General features: G+C 66.9%; 15 protein-coding genes. 5 read left to right on the top strand and 10 right to left on the bottom strand.

Features of this window, described 5'->3' with window-relative positions:
* Positions 1-40: 40 nt before the first annotated feature.
* On the bottom strand, positions 41-2,803 hold the full coding sequence (gene ppc / locus AC1PPK_RS25590) for a phosphoenolpyruvate carboxylase (protein WP_481115783.1): 2,763 nt from the start codon (positions 2,801-2,803) through the stop codon (positions 41-43).
* A 197-nt stretch (positions 2,804-3,000) separates the two neighbouring features.
* Here ppc and hemC point away from each other — a divergent pair, with 197 nt between their 5' ends.
* The 5 genes from hemC (at position 3,001) to ahpC (ending at position 7,809) form a co-directional block, all read left to right on the top strand.
* On the top strand, positions 3,001-3,930 hold the full coding sequence (gene hemC / locus AC1PPK_RS25585; protein ID WP_481115782.1) for a hydroxymethylbilane synthase: 930 nt from the start codon (positions 3,001-3,003) through the stop codon (positions 3,928-3,930).
* Positions 3,899-4,741, top strand: a complete 843-nt coding sequence (locus AC1PPK_RS25580) for a uroporphyrinogen-III synthase (protein ID WP_481115781.1) — start codon at positions 3,899-3,901, stop codon at positions 4,739-4,741. The genes hemC and AC1PPK_RS25580 overlap by 32 nt, the downstream gene beginning before the upstream one ends.
* Before the next feature lie 10 nt (positions 4,742-4,751).
* A complete protein-coding gene (locus AC1PPK_RS25575; RefSeq protein WP_481115780.1) occupies positions 4,752-5,849 on the top strand; it encodes a uroporphyrinogen-III C-methyltransferase in 1,098 nt (365 codons plus the stop codon).
* An 8-nt stretch (positions 5,850-5,857) separates the two neighbouring features.
* Entirely contained in the window at positions 5,858-7,033 is a 1,176-nt protein-coding gene (locus AC1PPK_RS25570; RefSeq protein ID WP_481115779.1) for a heme biosynthesis HemY N-terminal domain-containing protein, read from the top strand.
* A 212-nt stretch (positions 7,034-7,245) separates the two neighbouring features.
* Positions 7,246-7,809, top strand: coding sequence for an alkyl hydroperoxide reductase subunit C (gene ahpC, locus AC1PPK_RS25565; protein ID WP_481115778.1), 564 nt, complete (start codon positions 7,246-7,248; stop codon positions 7,807-7,809).
* A 93-nt stretch (positions 7,810-7,902) separates the two neighbouring features.
* Here the strand turns inward: ahpC and hemF are convergent, their stop codons facing one another.
* The 9 genes from hemF to AC1PPK_RS25520 form a co-directional block, all read right to left on the bottom strand.
* A complete protein-coding gene (gene hemF / locus AC1PPK_RS25560; RefSeq protein WP_481115777.1) occupies positions 7,903-8,811 on the bottom strand; it encodes an oxygen-dependent coproporphyrinogen oxidase in 909 nt (302 codons plus the stop codon).
* Positions 8,812-8,891: 80 nt separating this feature from the next.
* Positions 8,892-10,181 carry a phosphoribosylamine--glycine ligase gene (purD, locus tag AC1PPK_RS25555; RefSeq protein ID WP_481115776.1) on the bottom strand — a complete coding sequence of 430 codons (1,290 nt, stop codon included), beginning with the start codon at positions 10,179-10,181 and terminating at the stop codon, positions 8,892-8,894.
* Positions 10,182-10,195: 14 nt separating this feature from the next.
* On the bottom strand, positions 10,196-11,776 hold the full coding sequence (gene purH, locus AC1PPK_RS25550) for a bifunctional phosphoribosylaminoimidazolecarboxamide formyltransferase/IMP cyclohydrolase (protein ID WP_481115775.1): 1,581 nt from the start codon (positions 11,774-11,776) through the stop codon (positions 10,196-10,198).
* 66 nt (positions 11,777-11,842) lie between these two features.
* Complete coding sequence (locus AC1PPK_RS25545; RefSeq protein WP_481115774.1) at positions 11,843-12,082, bottom strand: helix-turn-helix domain-containing protein; 240 nt, start codon at positions 12,080-12,082, stop codon at positions 11,843-11,845.
* Positions 12,079-13,107, bottom strand: a complete 1,029-nt coding sequence (dusB, locus tag AC1PPK_RS25540; protein ID WP_481115773.1) for a tRNA dihydrouridine synthase DusB — start codon at positions 13,105-13,107, stop codon at positions 12,079-12,081. Before dusB ends, AC1PPK_RS25545 begins: the two co-directional genes overlap by 4 nt.
* A 111-nt stretch (positions 13,108-13,218) precedes the next feature.
* Positions 13,219-13,911 carry a monofunctional biosynthetic peptidoglycan transglycosylase gene (gene mtgA, locus AC1PPK_RS25535; protein ID WP_481115772.1) on the bottom strand — a complete coding sequence of 231 codons (693 nt, stop codon included), beginning with the start codon at positions 13,909-13,911 and terminating at the stop codon, positions 13,219-13,221.
* Between the two features lie 11 nt (positions 13,912-13,922).
* Positions 13,923-14,741, bottom strand: coding sequence for a shikimate dehydrogenase (gene aroE / locus AC1PPK_RS25530; RefSeq protein ID WP_481115771.1), 819 nt, complete (start codon positions 14,739-14,741; stop codon positions 13,923-13,925).
* Between the two features lie 7 nt (positions 14,742-14,748).
* A complete protein-coding gene (locus tag AC1PPK_RS25525) occupies positions 14,749-15,678 on the bottom strand; it encodes an energy transducer TonB (RefSeq protein WP_481115770.1) in 930 nt (309 codons plus the stop codon).
* Between the two features lie 11 nt (positions 15,679-15,689).
* A complete protein-coding gene (locus AC1PPK_RS25520) occupies positions 15,690-17,657 on the bottom strand; it encodes an RNB domain-containing ribonuclease (RefSeq protein WP_481115769.1) in 1,968 nt (655 codons plus the stop codon).
* Positions 17,658-17,662 lie beyond the last annotated feature (5 nt).

Genomic DNA, 17,662 nt, shown 5'->3' with positions numbered 1-17,662 from the left:
CCAGCCCGGGGGCCGGAATGCCGGCCCCCGGCACCGTGTATCAACCGCTGTTGCGCAGGCCGGCGGCGATGCCGTTGATGGACAGGTGGATGCCGCGGCGTACGCGCTCGTCCTGGTGGCCTTCCCGGTAGCGGTGCAGCAGCTCGACCTGCACGTGGTTGAGCGGGTCGAGGTAGGGGAAGCGGTTGCGGATCGAGCGCTTGAGCAGTGGGTTGGCGTCGAGCAGTTCACCCTGACCGCTGATGGTCAGCAGCATCTCGATGGTGCTGGCGTGCTCCTTGGCGATGCGCGGGAAAATCGCCTCGCGTAGTGCGCCGTCCTTGACCAGGTCCGCATAGCGGCTGGCGATCGCGATGTCGCTCTTGGCCAGGACCATGTCCATGTTGGACAGCAACGTCGAGAAGAAGGACCACTCCTTGTGCATCGCCTTCAAGCGGGCCAGGCCGGCGTCGCCGTGCTTGGCAATGTAGGCGTGCACCGCCGAGCCGAAGCCGTACCAGCCCGGCAGCATCAGGCGGCACTGGGCCCAGCTGAACACCCACGGGATGGCGCGCAGGTCTTCGATGGCGGTGGACTTCTTGCGGGACGCCGGGCGGCTGCCGATGTTCAGCGCGGCAATTTCCGAAATCACCGTGGACTCCCAGAAATAGCGCTCGAAGCCGTCGGTTTCGTAGACAAGGTTGCGGTAGGCCTTGAAGGCGGCGTCCGACAGTTCGTCCATCGCTTCCAGGTATTCGGGGCGGGGCGCCGGATCGCGCGGCGCGAACAGCGTGGCTTCCAGCGTCGCGGCGGCCAGCACTTCCAGGTTGCGGCGGCCGACTTCCGGGTTGGCGTACTTGGAGGCGATGACTTCGCCCTGCTCGGTGAGGCGGATCTGGCCCTGCACCGCACCGCCCGGCTGAGCCAGGATGGCCTGGTAGCTGGGGCCGCCGCCGCGGCCGACGGAGCCGCCGCGGCCGTGGAACAGGCGCAGGCGCACGCCGTGGCGGGCGAAGGTGTCCACCAGCCCGATCTCGGCCTTGTAGAGCTCCCAGCCGGAGGTCAGGAAACCGCCGTCCTTGTTGCTGTCGGAGTAGCCGAGCATGACTTCCTGCTCCTTGCGGCGGGACTCCAGCAAGGCCATGTAGGCGGGCAGGGAGAACAGGCGGTCCATCACGCCGGCAGCGTTCTGCAGGTCGCCGATGGTCTCGAACAGCGGGATGATGTTCACGTCCAGCGCGCCTTCGGCCGGCCGCAGCAGGCCGGCTTCCTTGGCCAGCACGGCGACTTCGAGGATGTCGGAGACGTCGTCGGTCTTGGAGATGATGCAGTTCGGCACTGCGGCCTTGCCGTAGCGCAGGTGGGCGGCACGGGCGGCACGGAAGATCGCCAGCTCACCGCGGCTTTCCTCGGAATACTCGATCCACGGGGAGGCCAGCGGGCGGGCGGTGGCCAGCTCTTCGAGCAGCATCTCGATGCGGCCGGCTTCGTCGAGAGCCAGGTAGTCCTTGGCCGGATCGGCGGCCTTCAGCAGTTCGGCGACGACGCGCTCATGGACGTCGGAGTTCTGGCGCAGGTCGATCGGCGCCAGGTGGAAGCCGAACACCGACACCGCCCGGCGCAGGTGGCGCAGGCGGCCACGGGCGAGGGCGCCGAGGCCGTTGGCGGTGAGGGAGCGGTGCACGATCTCCAGCTCGTCGGCCAGTTCGTCCGGCCCGGCGTAGGGCGCTGCGGCGCCCACCGCGTGACGCGGAGGCTGGTGGCCAAGGAGGGCTGCGTAGGTGGCGGCGAGGCGCGCATAGACGCCGGTCAGCGCGCGGCGATAGGGCTCGTCGCTACGGTGCGGCGAGCCATCCGGCGATGCGGCAGCGAGGCGCAGCAGCGCATCGGACGCGCTGACCAGGCCCTGGGCGATGGACAGCTGGGAGCCGAGGGTGTGCACCTCGTCCATGAAGGAGGTCAGGGCCTTCTCGGCCTGGGTGGCGAGGGCTTTCTCGAGGATCTCGGCGGTGACGAAGGGGTTGCCGTCCCGGTCGCCGCCGATCCAGCTGCCGACGCGCATGAAGTTGGGCAGCTCCAGCGCGCCCCAACTGCGGTCGCGCGTCGCCAGGCGGTCTTCCACGCTGGCGTAGAGGCGCGGCAGTTCGCGCAGGAAGCTGTAGTCGAAGTAGGACAGGCCGTTCGTCACCTCGTCCATCACCGACAGTTTTTCGGTGCGCAGCATGCGCGTCTGCCACAGGGTCAGCACCGCGCGGCGCAGGGCTTCGTCGTTGGCTTCCTGCTCGTCGGGGGTGAGCTGCATGCGGTCGCGCTCGTCGAGCAGACGGGCGATCGCCATCTGACAGTTGAGGATGCTCTTGCGCTGGACTTCGGTCGGGTGGGCGGTGAGCACCGGCACCACGTTGGCAGTGTCGAAGAAGGCTGTCAGCTCCGTACTGCCCATGCCGGCCTCGAAGGCTCGCTCCAGGGCGTGGGCCAGACTGCCTTCTTTCGGCGCCGAGCCGGCGATCTGGTGGGCGCGGGAGCGGCGGATGTGGTGCTGGTCTTCCGCAATGTTGGACAGGTGCGAGAAGTAGCTGAAGGCGCGCACCACGTCGATGGTCTGGTCGCGGGACAGGGAGTCCAGCGTGGCTTCCAGTTCACGGCGGGCGGCGTGGTCTTCGTGGCGGCGGAAGCGGATCGAGCTCTGGCGGATGGTCTCGACCAGGTCGAACACCGCTTCGCCTTCCTGCGCGCGCACGGTGTCGCCGAGTACGCGGCCGAGCAGGCGGATGTCGTCACGGAGGGGGAGGTCCTTGTCTTCGCTGCTTGTCTGTTCGCTCATCGGGGGCGGAATCCTGTCCTGTCGGTTACGGTCGGCGCGGGAGGCGCATCAGGGCCCCATGCTAGAATCCAGACCCGAATGGTCGCCATAGGTGCCTACCCTGATTGTTGCGCTGCGCAAGTTTGCAGCTTGCCCGTGGGTTCCCGCCTTGTCCATTCCTCCGAACCGCCCATTTACGCCAGCCGAGCCCGAATACCGTGAGCGCCTCTACGCCCGACCGCATCGTCATTGCCACCCGTGAAAGCCGCCTCGCCCTGTGGCAGGCCGAGCACGTCAAAGCCCGTCTCGAAGCCCTGTACCCGTCCTGCCGCGTCGAACTGCTGGGCATGACCACCCGTGGCGACCAGATCCTCGACCGCCCGCTGGCCAAGGTGGGCGGTAAGGGCCTGTTCGTGAAGGAACTGGAAACCGCGCTCCTCGACCGGGCTGCCGACATTGCCGTGCACTCGATGAAGGACGTGCCGATGACCCTTGCGCCCGAGTTCGCGCTGGTGGCCATTGCCGACCGCGAGGTGCCGCTGGATGCCTTCGTGTCGAACAAGTACGAGAGCCTCGACGACATGCCGCCGGGGGCCGTGGTGGGCACCTCCAGCCTGCGCCGCGAATCCCAGATCCACGCCCAGTACCCAATGCTGGCGGTCACCAGCCTGCGCGGCAACCTGGACACCCGTCTGCGCAAGCTCGATGAAGGCCAGTACGACGCGATCATCCTCGCCGCGGCTGGCCTGACCCGTCTGGGTCTGGCCAGCCGCATCCGCGCCACGCTGCCATCCCACGTGTCGCTGCCGGCGGCCGGTCAGGGTGCGCTGGGCATCGAGGCGCTGTCTGATCGCCCTGAAGTGGCGGAGTGGATCGCCCCGCTGGCCAATCCCCACTCTGCAGCCTGCGTGCGTGCCGAACGGGCCACCTCGCGGGCGCTGGCCGGCAGCTGTGAAGTGCCGCTGGGCGCCTACGCCGAGGTGCAGGACGGCCAGCTCTGGCTGCGTGGCTTCGTCGCGCTGCCCGATGGTTCCCGCATCGCCCGCGCCGAGCGGCGTGGCCCCATCGACCAGCCGGAGGCCCTCGGCCTGGCGCTGGCCGAAGACCTGCGTGCCGATGGCGCCGACGAGATCCTCGCCGGCCTGTAGTCATTCGATCATGGCCGTCGGCCAGCGGCCCCTCGCCGGGCGCTCCATCCTCATCACCCGTCCGGCAGGGCAGGCCGACAGCCTGTGCGCGGCGCTTGCCGCGCTGGGGGCCGAGCCCCTGCGCTTTCCGCTGCTGACCATCTCGCCGGTGACCAATCCTGCGCCGCTGCAGGCCGCCGCCCGGCGCCTGGGTGACTTCACACTGGTCTTCTTCGTCAGTCCCAATGCGGTGCATTTCGCCCTCGACGCAATGTTGCCGGTAATCGGCGCGTGGCCGGCCGGCGTGGCGGTGGCGACGGTCGGAAAGGGCAGCGAAGCGGCTCTGGCGGCGAGGGGCTTTACCGACGTGATCGCCCCGGCCGACGGTTTCGACAGCGAGGCCGTGCTGGCCTTGCCGGCTTTCCAGCCGGCAGCCGTGGCCGGCCGCCGGGTGTTGATCCTGCGCGGTGATGGCGGGCGTGACCTGCTCGGCGACACCCTCAAGGCCCGTGGCGCGCTGGTCGAGTATTTGACCTGCTACCACCGCAGTGGGCCGGCGGAAGATTTCGCGCCGGTCATGGCGCGTGCCCGCGATGGACGCCTCGATGCGCTGACACTGACCAGCAGCGAGAGCGTCGGCCACTTGCTGGCCTTGCCGGACGCCGCGGCCCTGCGGGACATCCCGGTATTCGTGCCCCACCCGCGCATTGCCGCGGCGGCGCGGGAGGCCGGCTTCTCCATGCTGATTGCCACCGGCGCCGGCGACCAGGGCCTCATCGATGGCCTCATCGGTCATTTCTCCGAGCGCAAACACACTACTTATCCGGGTTAAACTCGTTTTCATGAGCAACGAAATTCCGAGCCTTCCCTCCATCGATGCCGCCCAGCCGGCGTCGTCGGCGTCCGCTTCGCGGCGCGGTTCCACCCTCATTGTCGCCGCCGTGGCGCTGGCCCTGTTGGGCTGGCAGTGGGCTGACACCCGCAGCCGCATCACCGACCTGCAGGATGAACTGAGCCGTCGCAGCGCCAACGGTGACAACCTGGCCAAGGAAGGGCGCGTGCTGGCGAAGGAAGCCCAGGACCGTCTGCAGGAACTGCAGGGCAAGGTCGGCGCGCTGGAGGCGCGCCTGAACGACTCCCAAGGTCAGCAGGCGGCGCTGGAGGCCATGTACCAGGACTTCTCCCGCACTCGCGACGACCGTGTGCTCGGCGAAGTGGACCAGGCCGTGGCCATCGCCGTGCAACAGCTGCAACTGGCCGGCAACGTGCAGGCTGCACTGTTTGCACTGCAGACGGCGGATGCGCGCCTGGGCAACATCGACCGTCCCCAGTGGCTGCCGTTGCGCAAGGCTCTGGCCGGCGATATCGAAACCCTCAAATCCCTGCCGCAGGTGGATGCGGGCGGGATGGTCCTCAAGCTGGAAACCCTGATCGGCCGGCTGGACAGCCTGCCGCTGGCCTTCGAGGCCAAGCCGCAGGGCGATGTGTCCAAGGCCAGCCACGCCGAAGCGGGCTGGCTGAAGGGGCTGTGGCTGGATTTCTGGGCTGAGTTCAGCCAGCTGGTCCGCATCGAGCGCATGGACCGGCCTGACCCGGCGCTGCTGGCGCCGAGCAACGCGGTGTTCCTGCGTGAGAACCTCAAGCTGCGCCTCCTCAATGCCCGTCTGGCGCTGTTGTCGCGGGACGGCAATTCCTTCCGCGAGGACGTGCGGCTCGCCGCCCAGTGGCTGGAGCGCTACTTCGATGGCAATGACGCTTCGGTGAAGGCCGCCGGACAGGACTTGGCCGAATTGCGCAAGGCACCGGTCGGCGTCGACCTGCCGACCCTGCAGGCCAGCCAGTCTGCGTTGCGCAGCCTGATGGCCGTGCCGGAGAAGCGTGTCGAGGTCACCCCGGCCACGGCGAGCGTGCACGCCGCCAAGTCGGCCAAGAAGAACTGAGGTCGGCGATGCGTGGATTGCTGTGGTTGCTCGGCCTGTTTGCTCTTGCCGCCGGTCTCGCCGTGGCCGGCCGTTACAACGAAGGTTATGCGCTGCTGGTCTGGCCGCCGTACCGGGTGCAGATCTCCCTCAACCTGCTGATCCTGCTGTTGCTTGGCGGTTTCGGCCTGCTTTACGGGCTTTCCCGCCTGGTTTCGCGGACGATGGCCTTGCCCGGCGCGGTGCAACGTTTCCGCGCGAGAAAGAGTAAGGAGCGTGCATCCCAGGCGCTGTATGACGCAACGCGGCTGCGCATCGAAGGGCGCTTCGGCCAGTCCCTGAAGCAGGCGATTGCGGCCTATGAGGCCAATGAGTCGCCTGGCCTGGCCGCGCTGATTGCGGCACGGGCGGCTCATTCGATGCGTGACGACGAACGCTACCGCCACTGGCTCACCAAGGCGGCGGAGCACGACGGCGAGGTCCGTGTGGCACGCTTGATGACTGAGGCCGAGCTGGCGGTGGAGGGGCGCCGCTTCGACGAGGCGGCGGAGCGCATCGCCGACCTGCAGGCTGGTGGTCAGCGCCATATCGCCGCGCTGCGCCTGGCACTGCGCACGGCCCAGTCCCAGGGCAACTGGGTGGAGGCGGTGCGCCTGGTGCGCCAGCTCGTCAAGGTCAAGGCCCTGCGCCCGGACCAGGCCGAGCCGGTCAAACGCCGTGCCCACCAGGAAGGCCTGCGTCAGCGCGTCGGCGATGCCCAAGCTCTGCTGGCCTACTGGCAGGGCGTACCGCGGGACGAGCAGCGCGATGCGGCGGTGGTGACCGAGCTGGCACGCGCGCTGATCGCGGCGGGTGATAGCGACGGCGCCCAGAAGGTCATCGAGACCCGTCTGACGGGGGAATGGGATTCGACGCTGGCCGGCGTGTACGGCCGCTGCGCTGGCGGCGACATTCGCGGTCGTCTGGTGAAGGCCGAGGAATGGCTCAAACACCACCCGCGGGACCCGCAACTGCTGCTGACCCTGGGGCGCCTGTGCGTGCAGTCCCAGTTGTGGGGCAAGGCCGAGAGTTATTTGGAGGCAGCACTGGCCGTCGCTCCGGGCTGGGAGGCCCATGTCGAGTTGGCTCACCTGGCTGAACGTATCGAGCGCACCGATGATGCCAACCGGCATTACCGTGCAGCGGCGGAACTCTCGCGCCGTTGATGTTTTACCGGGCCGGCATTCGCTGGCCCGTCATGCCTTTTTCAAATTCCCCGGATACCGTTAGAATTTTCGTGCTCGTTAGCCCGAAAGGCGACGTGCCGGGCTCGATAGTTTTTCTCAATTCAGATTATTTCTCTAATCAATTTGAGCGATTGGGCTGTCGGGCCTATCATGTGATCTCCAGAATTCATCAACCCGTGAAGGAAACAGCTATGTCCCTGATCAATACCGAAATCAAGCCGTTCAAGGCTACCGCTTTCAGCAATGGCAAGTTCGTTCCGGTTTCCGACGCCGACCTGAAGGGCAAGTGGTCCGTCGTTTTCTTCTACCCCGCTGACTTCACCTTTGTCTGCCCGACCGAGCTGGGCGACCTGGCTGACGTCTACCCCGAATTCCAGAAGCTGGGCGTCGAGGTGTACTCGGTGTCCACCGACACCCACTTCACCCACAAGGCTTGGGCCGACGCGTCCGACACCATCAAGAAGATCAACTACCCGATGATCGGTGACCCGACCGGCACGATCACCCGCAACTTCGACGTGATGATCGAAGAAGAAGGCCTGGCCCTGCGCGGCACCTTCGTGATCAACCCGGAAGGCGTGATCAAGGTTGCCGAGATTCACGATCTGGGCATCGGCCGTGATGCCAAGGAACTGCTGCGCAAGGTGCAGGCTGCCCAATACGTGGCTTCCCACCCGGGCGAAGTGTGCCCCGCCAAGTGGACTCCGGGCGAGGCGACCCTGTCCCCGTCCCTGGATCTGGTCGGCAAGATCTAATCAGCCGCCAGCCAGTTCTGGCGAGCTGTTCTGCAACGCCCGGACGTCCTCGCGACGTTCGGGCGTTGTTGTGTCTTTCAGTCTCTCAGGTCTTCAAGCCCAGTCGCGGGGTACGAGGAAGTCCGTGTAGAGCTTCTCTTCCGCGCTGCCCGCCTCCGGGTGCCAGTCGTAGCGCCATTTGACGATCGGCGGCATGGACATAAGGATGGACTCGGTGCGGCCGCCGGACTGCAGGCCGAACAGGGTGCCCCGGTCGAAGACCAGATTGAACTCCACGTAGCGGCCGCGGCGGTAAGCCTGAAAATCCCGTTCCCGCTCGCCGTACGGCGTATCGCGGCGACGTTCGACGACCGGCAGGTAGGCCGGCAGGAAGGCGTCGCCGACGCTACGGGTCATTGCGAAGGCTGCGTCGAAATCGACCTTGCCGTCGGCACCGTGGTCGTCGAAGAACAGGCCGCCGACGCCGCGGGGCTCGTTACGGTGCTTCAGGAAGAAATAGCGGTCGCACCAGTCCTTCAGGCGCTGGTATTCGCTCTCGCCCCACGGCAGCACGGCGGCCTTGCAGGTGGCGTGGAAGTGGCGGACGTCTTCCTCGAAGGGGTAGTAGGGCGTCAGGTCCATGCCGCCGCCAAACCACCACACGTCGTCCTTGCCCGGTGCGGAGGCGATGAAGAAGCGCACGTTCATGTGCACGGTCGGGCAGTACGGGTTGCGCGGATGCAGGACCAGCGACACGCCCATCGCCTCGTAGCTGCGGCCGGCCAGTTCCGGGCGCGCGGCGGTGGCGGACGGGGGCAGGCCTTCGCCCATCACGTGGGAGAAGTTGCAGCCGCCGCGCTCGAAGAAGTTGCCTTCTTCGATCAGGCGGGTGAGGCCGCCGCCACCGGCCGGGCGCTCCCAGCTGTCGGTGACGAAGGGCTTGCCGTCGAAGCTTTCGAGGGCGCTGACGATGCGTGCCTGCAGGTCGAGGAGATAGGCCTTGACGGCGTTGCGGTCGGGCATGGGGCTCTTTCCGATGAAAAAGAAAAAGGCCGGCTCTGCAAGGAGCCGGCCAGGATCAACAGGGGCCGGGAGGGCCGGCGTCAGGCCTTGCGGCCGACCGCGCGGTAGCCGATGTCGCGGCGGCACTGCATGCCGTCGAACTGGATCTGGTCCACCTGTTCGTAGGCGAGCTTCTGGGCGCTCTTCACGTTGTCGCCGAGGGCGGTGACGCACAGCACGCGGCCACCGCTGGTGCGCACTTCGCCGTCGGCTTCGGTGGTGCCTGCATGGAAAACGTGTACGTCGTCTGAGACGGGGCTGTTCAGGCCGCGGATCACGTCACCCTTGCGCGGGCTGTCCGGGTAGCCCGCGGCGGCCATCACCACGCCCAGCGCGAAGCGGCGGTCCCATTCGGCCTCGATCTTGTCGAGCTTGCCGGAGATGGCGGCCTCGACCAGATCAACCAGGTCGGACTTGAGGCGCATCATGATCGGCTGGGTTTCCGGGTCGCCCATGCGGCAGTTGAATTCGACCACGCGGGGCGCGCCCTTGCCGTCGATCATCAGGCCGGCGTACAGGAAGCCGGTGTAGGGCAGGCCGTCGGCGGCCATGCCGGCCAGCGTCGGGTTGATGATCTCGCGCATCACGCGGGCGTGCACCTCGGGGGTGACCACCGGGGCCGGCGAGTAAGCGCCCATGCCGCCGGTATTGGGGCCGAGGTCGGCGTCCTTCAGGCGCTTGTGATCCTGGGAGGTGGCCAGCGGCAGCGCGTGGCGGCCGTCGGCCATCACGATAAAGCTGGCTTCCTCGCCGTCCATGAACTCCTCGATGACGACCCGCGGGCCGCGCTCGTCGTACTGCACGCCGAGCGTGTTGTGGGTGAGCATCGCGTCGATGGCCTGGTGGGCCTCGTCGAGCGTCATCGCCACCACCACGCCCTTGCCGGCCGCCAGGCCGTCGGCCTTGATGACGATCGGCGCGCCTTCCGCGTCCACGTAGGCATGGGCCTCGGCGGAGTCGGAGAAGGTGCGGTACTTGGCGGTCGGGATGTGGTGGCGGATCAGGAACTGCTTGGCGAAGTCCTTCGAACTTTCCAGCTGGGCGGCCAGTTTGGTGGGCCCGAAGATCGGCAGGCCAGCGGCGCGGAAGGCGTCGACGACACCGGCGGCCAGCGGCGCCTCGGGGCCGACCACGGTCAGGGCGATCTGCTCCTTGCGGACGAAGTCGACCAGCTCGGGGATCGCCGTGACTGCCACGTTTTCCACGCCCGGCTCACGGGCGGTGCCGGGGTTGCCGGGGGCGACAAAGACTTTCTGGATGCGCGGTGAGCGCGACAGTTTCCAGGCCAGCGCGTGTTCGCGCCCGCCGGAGCCGATGACGAGGATCTTCATGGATGGGCCCCGGATCAGTGACGGAAGTGGCGGAAGCCGGTGAGAACCATCGCGATGCCCTGCTCGTTGGCGGCGGCGATCACTTCGGCGTCACGCACCGAGCCACCCGGCTGGATGACGGCGGTGGCGCCGGCCTGGGCCAGCACGTCGAGACCGTCACGGAACGGGAAGAAGGCGTCGGAGGCGACCACGCAGCCGGGGATCACCAGGCCGGCGTTCTCGGCCTTGATCTTGGCGATGCGGGCGGAATCGACGCGGCTCATCTGGCCGGCGCCGACGCCGATGGTCATGCCGTCCTTGCAGTAGACGATGGCGTTGGACTTGACGTACTTGGCGACGCGCCAGGCGAACAGCAGGTCGCCGAGTTCCTGCTCGGTCGGCGCACGCTTGGTGACGACCTTCAGGTCGGCAGCGGTGATCGGTGCGAAGTCGGCGCTCTGCACCAGCAGGCCGCCGCCCACACGCTTGTAGTCGGGCTGCTTGACGGTGCCCAGCGGGACGATCAGCACGCGGACGTTCTGCTTGGCCTTGAGCAGCTCGAGGGCTTCCTCGGTGTAGGAGGGGGCGATCAGCACTTCCAGGAACTGCGCGCTGACGGCTTCGGCCGCGGCCTTGTCCACCGTGGTGTTGAAGGCGATGATGCCGCCGAAGGCCGACGTGGGATCGGTGGAGAAGGCCTTCTTGTAGGCTTCCAGGGGGCTGGCGGCGACGGCGACGCCGCAGGGGTTGGCGTGCTTGACAATGACGCAGGCCGCAGTTCCGTTCGCCGTGTCGAAGGCCTTCACGCATTCCCATGCGGCGTCGGAGTCGGCGATGTTGTTGTAGGAGAGTTCCTTGCCCTGCACCTGGGAGTAGGCTGCGATGGCGCCAGCCGGGGCCTCGGATTCCTTGTAGAAGGCAGCGGTCTGGTGGGGATTCTCGCCGTAGCGGAGATCCTGCACCTTGTCGAAGGCCAGCTGGAAACGCTCCGGGTAAGCCTGTTTGGAGCCGTCATCAAGCAGCGCGGTCAGGTGGTTGGAGATCGCCGAGTCGTAGCGGGCGGTGTGCGTGAAGGCCTTGCGGGCCAGGTCGAAGCGGGTCTTGTAGGACAGCGCGCCGGCGTTGGCTTTCAGCTCGGCGACGATACCGGCGTAGTCTTCCGGATCGGTCACGATGCCAACGCCGCCGGCTTCATTGCCGTGGTTCTTGGCTGCCGCGCGGACCATGGTCGGGCCGCCGATGTCGATGTTCTCGATGGCGTCTTCCAGCGTGCAGTCGGGGTTGGCGACGGTGGCCTGGAACGGGTAGAGGTTGACCACCACCAGGTCGATGCGCGGAATGCTGTGCTCTTCCAGCTTGGCCAGGTGCTCGGGCAGGTCGCGGCGAGCCAGGATGCCACCGTGGACCTTGGGGTGCAGTGTCTTCACGCGGCCGTCGAGCATTTCCGGGAAACCGGTGTAGTCGGACACGTCGGTGACCGGCAGGCCGGCGTCGCGGAGGGACTTGGCGGTACCGCCGGTGGACAGCAGGGCGATGCCGAGGGCGGACAGTTCGCGGGCGAATTCGATCACGCCGGTCTTGTCGGAGACGCTGAGCAGGGCTTGGGTGACTTTCATGGTGTTTCTCTGGAAGGCCGCGGGAGTGCCGCGGCGGTCAATGGAGGAAAACGGTAAGGGCGTCGCTCAGAGCAGTTCGTGCTCGGAGAGCTTGCGGCGCAGGGTGTTGCGGTTGATGCCGAGCATCTCGGCGCACAGGGTCTGGTTGCCGCCGGCCTGCTTGAGGACGAACTCGAGCATCGGACGTTCGACGTTCTTGATCACCATGTCGTACAGGGCGCTCGGCTTCTCGCCATCGAGGTCGCGGAAATAAGTGTCCAGCGCCCGGCAGACGGACTCGGCAATCTCATTGCTGGTACTGCTCATGCTGCAAGCTCCTGGGGGAATTCTTCGGGTTCGGCGTAGACCAGGCGGCTATCCCGGTCGGCAAGGCTGCCGAAGAATTCGTCGATGGCAGCCAGCTGTGCCTGGACGGTCGGCAAGGTGTTCATGGTCTTGCGGAACTGCGCGGAGCCGACCAGGCCCTTGGTGTACCAGCTGATGTGCTTGCGGGCGATCTTCACGCCGGTGTCTTCGCCGTAGAAGGCGTAGAGGTCGGCGAGGTGCTCCTTGCACACCTGCAGGATCTCGGAAACCAGCGGGGGCGGCAGTTCCTCGCCGGTCTTCAGGAAATGTTCGATCTCGCGGAAGATCCACGGGCGGCCCTGGGCGGCGCGGCCGACCATGACGCCGTCGGCGCCGGTGTAGTCGAGCACGAACTTCGCCTTTTGCGGCGTAGTGATGTCGCCGTTGGCGATGACCGGGATGCGCACGCGGGTCTTCACGTCGGCGATGGTGTCGTACTCGGCGTTGCCGGTGTACTGGCAGGCGCGGGTACGGCCGTGGATGGCGATCAGCTGCACGCCGGATTCCTCGGCGATGCGGGCGATCATCGGGGCGTTCTTGTTGGCCTTGTTCCAGCCGGTGCGGAACTTCAGGGTCACTGGGGTGTTGCCGGCAGCCTGAATGACCGCCTTGAGGATGCGTGCCACCAGCGGCTCGTCCTGCATCAGCGCCGAGCCGGCCATCACGTTGCAGACCTTCTTGGCGGGGCAGCCCATGTTGATGTCGATGATCTGCGCGCCGCGGTCGATGTTGTGGCGGGCCGCTTCGGCCATCATGGCAGGGTCAGCACCGGCGATCTGCACGGAGATCGGCTCCACCTCGCCGTCGTGGTTGGCGCGCCGCTGGGTCTTGGCGCTGCCGTAGAGCAGGGAGTTGGAGGTGACCATCTCGGACACGGCGAGTCCCGCCCCCATCTTTTTGCAAAGCTGGCGGAAGGGACGATCCGTCACACCGGCCATCGGCGCGACGAACAGGTTGTTTCGCAAGGTGAATCCGGCGAATTGCATCGGGGGAGGCGCAGCTGGGGAAAAGCAGCGCATTCTACCTCAAGCCCCCTCGCTCTGGCAGGTGCCGACTTCCCGCAATGGAGTGACTCAGTCCCTGCCGGACAACGGATTTCAGGGGACGTCCGAGTACTGCATGCGGCTCTGGATGCGTACCGCATGGGCGGCCAGACGCGGCCCGTAGGTTCTTTCGTACTTGCGCGGATTGGGCAGCATGACCGCCAGGCGGGCGGCTTGGGCAGGTGCCAGCTGGGCCGCTGAGACCCGGTAGTAGCGCTGGGCGGCCGCCTCGCAGCCGAAGATCCCGTCGCCCCATTCGACGACGTTGAGATAGACCTCGAGGATGCGCCGCTTGTCCCACAGGTTCTCGATCATCACCGTGATGACGGCTTCCTCGGCCTTGCGCAGATAACTGCGGGCGGGGGACAGGAACAGGTTCTTGGCCAGTTGCTGGCTGATCGTCGAGCCTCCGGCGACGGCTTTGCCCTTCTTCTGGTTCTTCTCGATGGCCTTCTGGATGCCGTCCCAGTCGAAGCCCTCGTGGTCCACGAACTTGTCGTCCTCGGCCGCGATCACCGCTCGTTTGAGGTGTACCGAGATCTTCTCGTAGGGCACCCAGCGGTACTGGAGCTGGGCGTTGGGATTACGGGCCAGCAGTTCCTCGCGACGCAGGCTCATGAAGCTGGTTTCCGACGGCGGCTCCCACTTCCACCACAGCACATGGCCGAGTAGCCACAGTTGGTAAGCGATCAGGAGCAGGACCAGCACCAGCAGGCCGCGGCGGGTCCAGTGCCAGACCGTCTTCACCGCCGAGGCGCCTACAGGGCCGCGCGCAGTTCGGCGAGAACCGGAGCGGTTGTGGGGCGGACGCCGCGCCACAGCAGGAAGCTCTCTGCGGCCTGTTCGACCAGCATGCCTAGGCCGTCGGCCAGGCGGGCTGCGCCTTGTTCGTGGGCGGCGCGCATGAACGGAGTGTCACCCTTGCCGTACATCATGTCGTAGGCCAGGCTGCCAGGCGCATAGAGGCCGGCGGGCAGATCGGGGGCCGCATCGGACAGACTGGCGCTGGTGGCGTTGATGACGACGTCGAAACTTTGGCCGGCCAGATCCGCAAAACCGCAGCCAAGCGGGCGCAGCGGTCTGGTGGCGAATTCGTCCGCCAGCTTGGCAGCCTTGACGGCAGTGCGGTTGGCAATGGTGAGGCTGGCCGGCTTGGCATCCAGTACGGGCAGGATGGTGCCGCGGGAGGCACCACCGGCACCCAGCAGCAGCACGCGGCGACCCTCCACCGGGCAGCCGAGGTTGACGGTGATGTCGCGCAGGATTCCAGCGCCATCGGTGTTGTCGCCGAGCACGCCGTCGGGGCCGAAGGCCAGCGTGTTCACCGCACCGGCGGCCAGGGCGCGAGGGGTATGGCGGTCGGCGAAGTCGAAGGCTTCGAGCTTGAAGGGCACGGTCACATTGAGGCCGCGGCCGCCGGCAGCACGGAAGGCTTCGACGGTCGCGACGAAGGCGTCGAGGGGCGCCAGCAGCGCCTCGTAGCTGAGGATCTGGCCGGTCTGGGCGGCAAACAGGGTATGGATGCGTGGCGACTTGCTGTGGGCGATCGGGTTGCCTATGACGGCGTAGCGGTCCATCTTGGGCTTACTCTTTCTTGGAGGACGTCTGCAGGATGTCCGAGTTGGTGAAGGTCCAGGTACGGGTGATCTCGATCAAGTCGGTATCGCGCCGGATGTCCGGCGGGAAGGTCGCGTAAGGGGCTGCCAACTGGACGATGCGCCTGGCCGCATCGTCGAGGACCTTGTAGCCGGAGGAGCGGTGGATGTCGATGCTCTGTACCGTGCCGTCGGCGCGGATCGTGACCGACAGCAGCAGGCTGCCGTAGAGCTTGCCGCGGGCCGCGTCCGGGTAGTTCAGGGTGCCGACCCGCTCGATCTTCTGACGCCAGTCTTCCGCATACTGGGCGAAGCGGTATTCCTGGGCGCGGGCGCCGATGAACTTCTTGCGCGGTCGTGCGGAGTAATCCACCAGATCCTTGTCGATCTGCGCCTCGATGCGGGCAACCGCGGCGGAGCTGTCGAGGAGGTCGTAACCGGACACTTGTCGGGGAGCCTCGGTGGGCGACACCTGCTGGTTGTCTACGGGGAGTGCAGCCCGGCTGCGGCTGACGGTCAAGGCCTGGGTCTGGGGTGTCTCCGGTGCATCGCTACGCCGCTGCGCTTCGATAAGACTATCGCCGGAGCGGGTCTGCTCCAGCGGCGGCAGCGGCGTGCTCGGCCGGCCTTCCGGTCCATTGGTGCCACCGGCGTCGAGATTGGTCTGGGCCAGTACGTCGGCTTGCTCGGGGGACTGGGCGTGGCGCGAATTGACGAGCACCACTTCCAGCCCCTTGTCCCGGTGGTGCAGCTTGTCTGCGTCCGGCATCACGAAGTGGACCGACAGCAGGATGGCGTGCAAGGCCAGGGACAGGCCGACCCCCCATTCCAGTGCATAGCGCACCGTGCCGCCGCTGGCGGGAGGCGCGTTGGGAGGGATACTCGGCTGCGGAGGCTGGGAGCGGCGCAGGGCTGGCATGGAGATCGGTGTCAGGCGGCGGCCGGAGGTGCTTCCGTGGTTGCCGACGCCGGGGTGCCCACCGCCGGTGCCTCGTCGGGGACCAGGTCTTCGTCCTCGGGGAGCGGATCGCCACTCGCTTCGCCCACGGTTTCGACGTAGGTGGCGCGGACCTCCACGTCCACCAGGTCGCTACGCTCGAGGGCCAGGCGAACTCGCGTACCCGGCGGTAGCGTCGGTAGCGATGGGACCTTGAAGACGAAGGGGATGTCGTCGAGGCGGACCAGGCTCTCGCGCAGCACGCGGGCGTTCATTGGCGGGTGGCCGGCTTGGCGCAGCCAGCGTACGCACCAGTAGCGCTCCATGCCGCGCTGGAATTCGGCGTAGGCGGCATAGGTGAGTTCGAAGTCGCGCATCGCGGCGATGAGCTCTGGCGACTTGGGCGGGAAGGCCGGGGCCGTGCCGCGCAGCCAGCTGATCAGTTGCCACTGGTTGACCAGGTCCACGTAGCGGCGCAGCGGCGAGCTGGACCACGCGTAACAGTCCACGCCGAGGCCTTCGTGGGGCGCTGCGGCGGTGGTCATACGCACCTTGCCGCCGGTCTGGGCCCGGTACAGGGCCGGAATGCCGGCGTCGGCGAGAGCCTTGCCCCAGGTGCTGTTGGCGGCGATCATCAGTTCCGCGACCAGCTTGTCCAGGGGCGAACCGCGCGGGCGCCGACCAATCTCGATGCGGCCAGGACCGTCGTCGGTAACGGCATCCCAGTCGACGTTGAAGTTGTAGTCCACCAGGTTCTGGTTGGCGGCGGGCTTGCCGCGGCCGGCCTCAAGGACGGTGGCCAGTTCCCACAACAAGGTCAGTTCGGCCTTCCACGGGAAGTCGGGGCCACCTTCGGCCAGCGTCGTTTCGTTGAAGACCGGCTCAATGTCGTGGTGGCGCAGGTTGGCGACCACTGGCACGCGCTCAAGGCGCGAGCTGTTGCCGGTAACGATCAGGTCGCGGCTGACCTCCAGGTACAGGGACAGGGCCGGACAGTCGCGTCCTTCGCCCAGCGTGAAGCGGGCCACCACGTTGTCCGGCAGCATGGTGATCTTGTTGCCCGGCATGTAGACCGTGGACAGCCGCCCGCGAGCGATTCCGTCGAGGGCTGAGTCGCGGCCGAAGCCCAGGCCCGGTGCGGCGATGTGGATGCCGATGCGCCAGCCTTCGGCGGTGGGCGTGACCGAGAAGGCATCGTCGATCTCGGTGGTGGCGGCGTCGTCGATGGAGAAGGCGCGTACGTCGGCAAGCGGCAGATCGATGGGCTCAGCTGGTGCTTCGACGGTTGGGAAGGCGGTGCCGTCCGGGAAGTATTCGAACAGGAATCGGTCGAAATGCAGCTCATGGGTCGAGGCCAGCGCACCGCAGTCGAGCAGCAGGCGGGCTGCCGACTTGCCATTTTCGGCACAGGCGGCTTCCAGGGCCTTGGTTTCGAGGCGGTTGCGGTCCGGCTTGTACAGGAGCTGGCGGATCAGTGGCTTGAGCTCTTCCGGGAGCTGGCCACCGAGCAGTTCGTCGCGCATGCGCTCGACGGCGGCTGCCTGCTGGCGCTTCTTCTCGAGGCCGGCGAGGGCGGCTTGCAGGATCTCGGTCGGCGCCTTGCGGAAACGGCCCTTGCCCTTGCGGTGAAAGTAGATCGGCGCGGCGTGCAGACGCAGCAGCACTGCGACGGACTCCACCGGGCTCGGTGTATGGCCGAAGTACTCCTGTGCAAACTCGGCGAAACCGAACTCCTCGTCGCCACAGACCTCCCACAGGAATTCGGTTTCGAGGCCCTCCGCCTCGGTCTCGGCACGGTCCAGCAGTTCGCCGGCAGACGGCTGGTTGAAGCGCAGCAGCACATCCTTGCTCTTCAGCTTGAGGCGCTTGCCGTGGGGCGTTTCCACCTGCAGGGAGGCGTCGTTGTCGGTCAGGATGGTGCCGGTCTTGAAGGCACCATCCTCTTCGAAGAGCAGATTCATGGAAT

This window comes from Zoogloea sp. JDB1, assembly GCF_056724025.1.
This window is presented reverse-complemented; position numbering and strand designations above follow the sequence as displayed.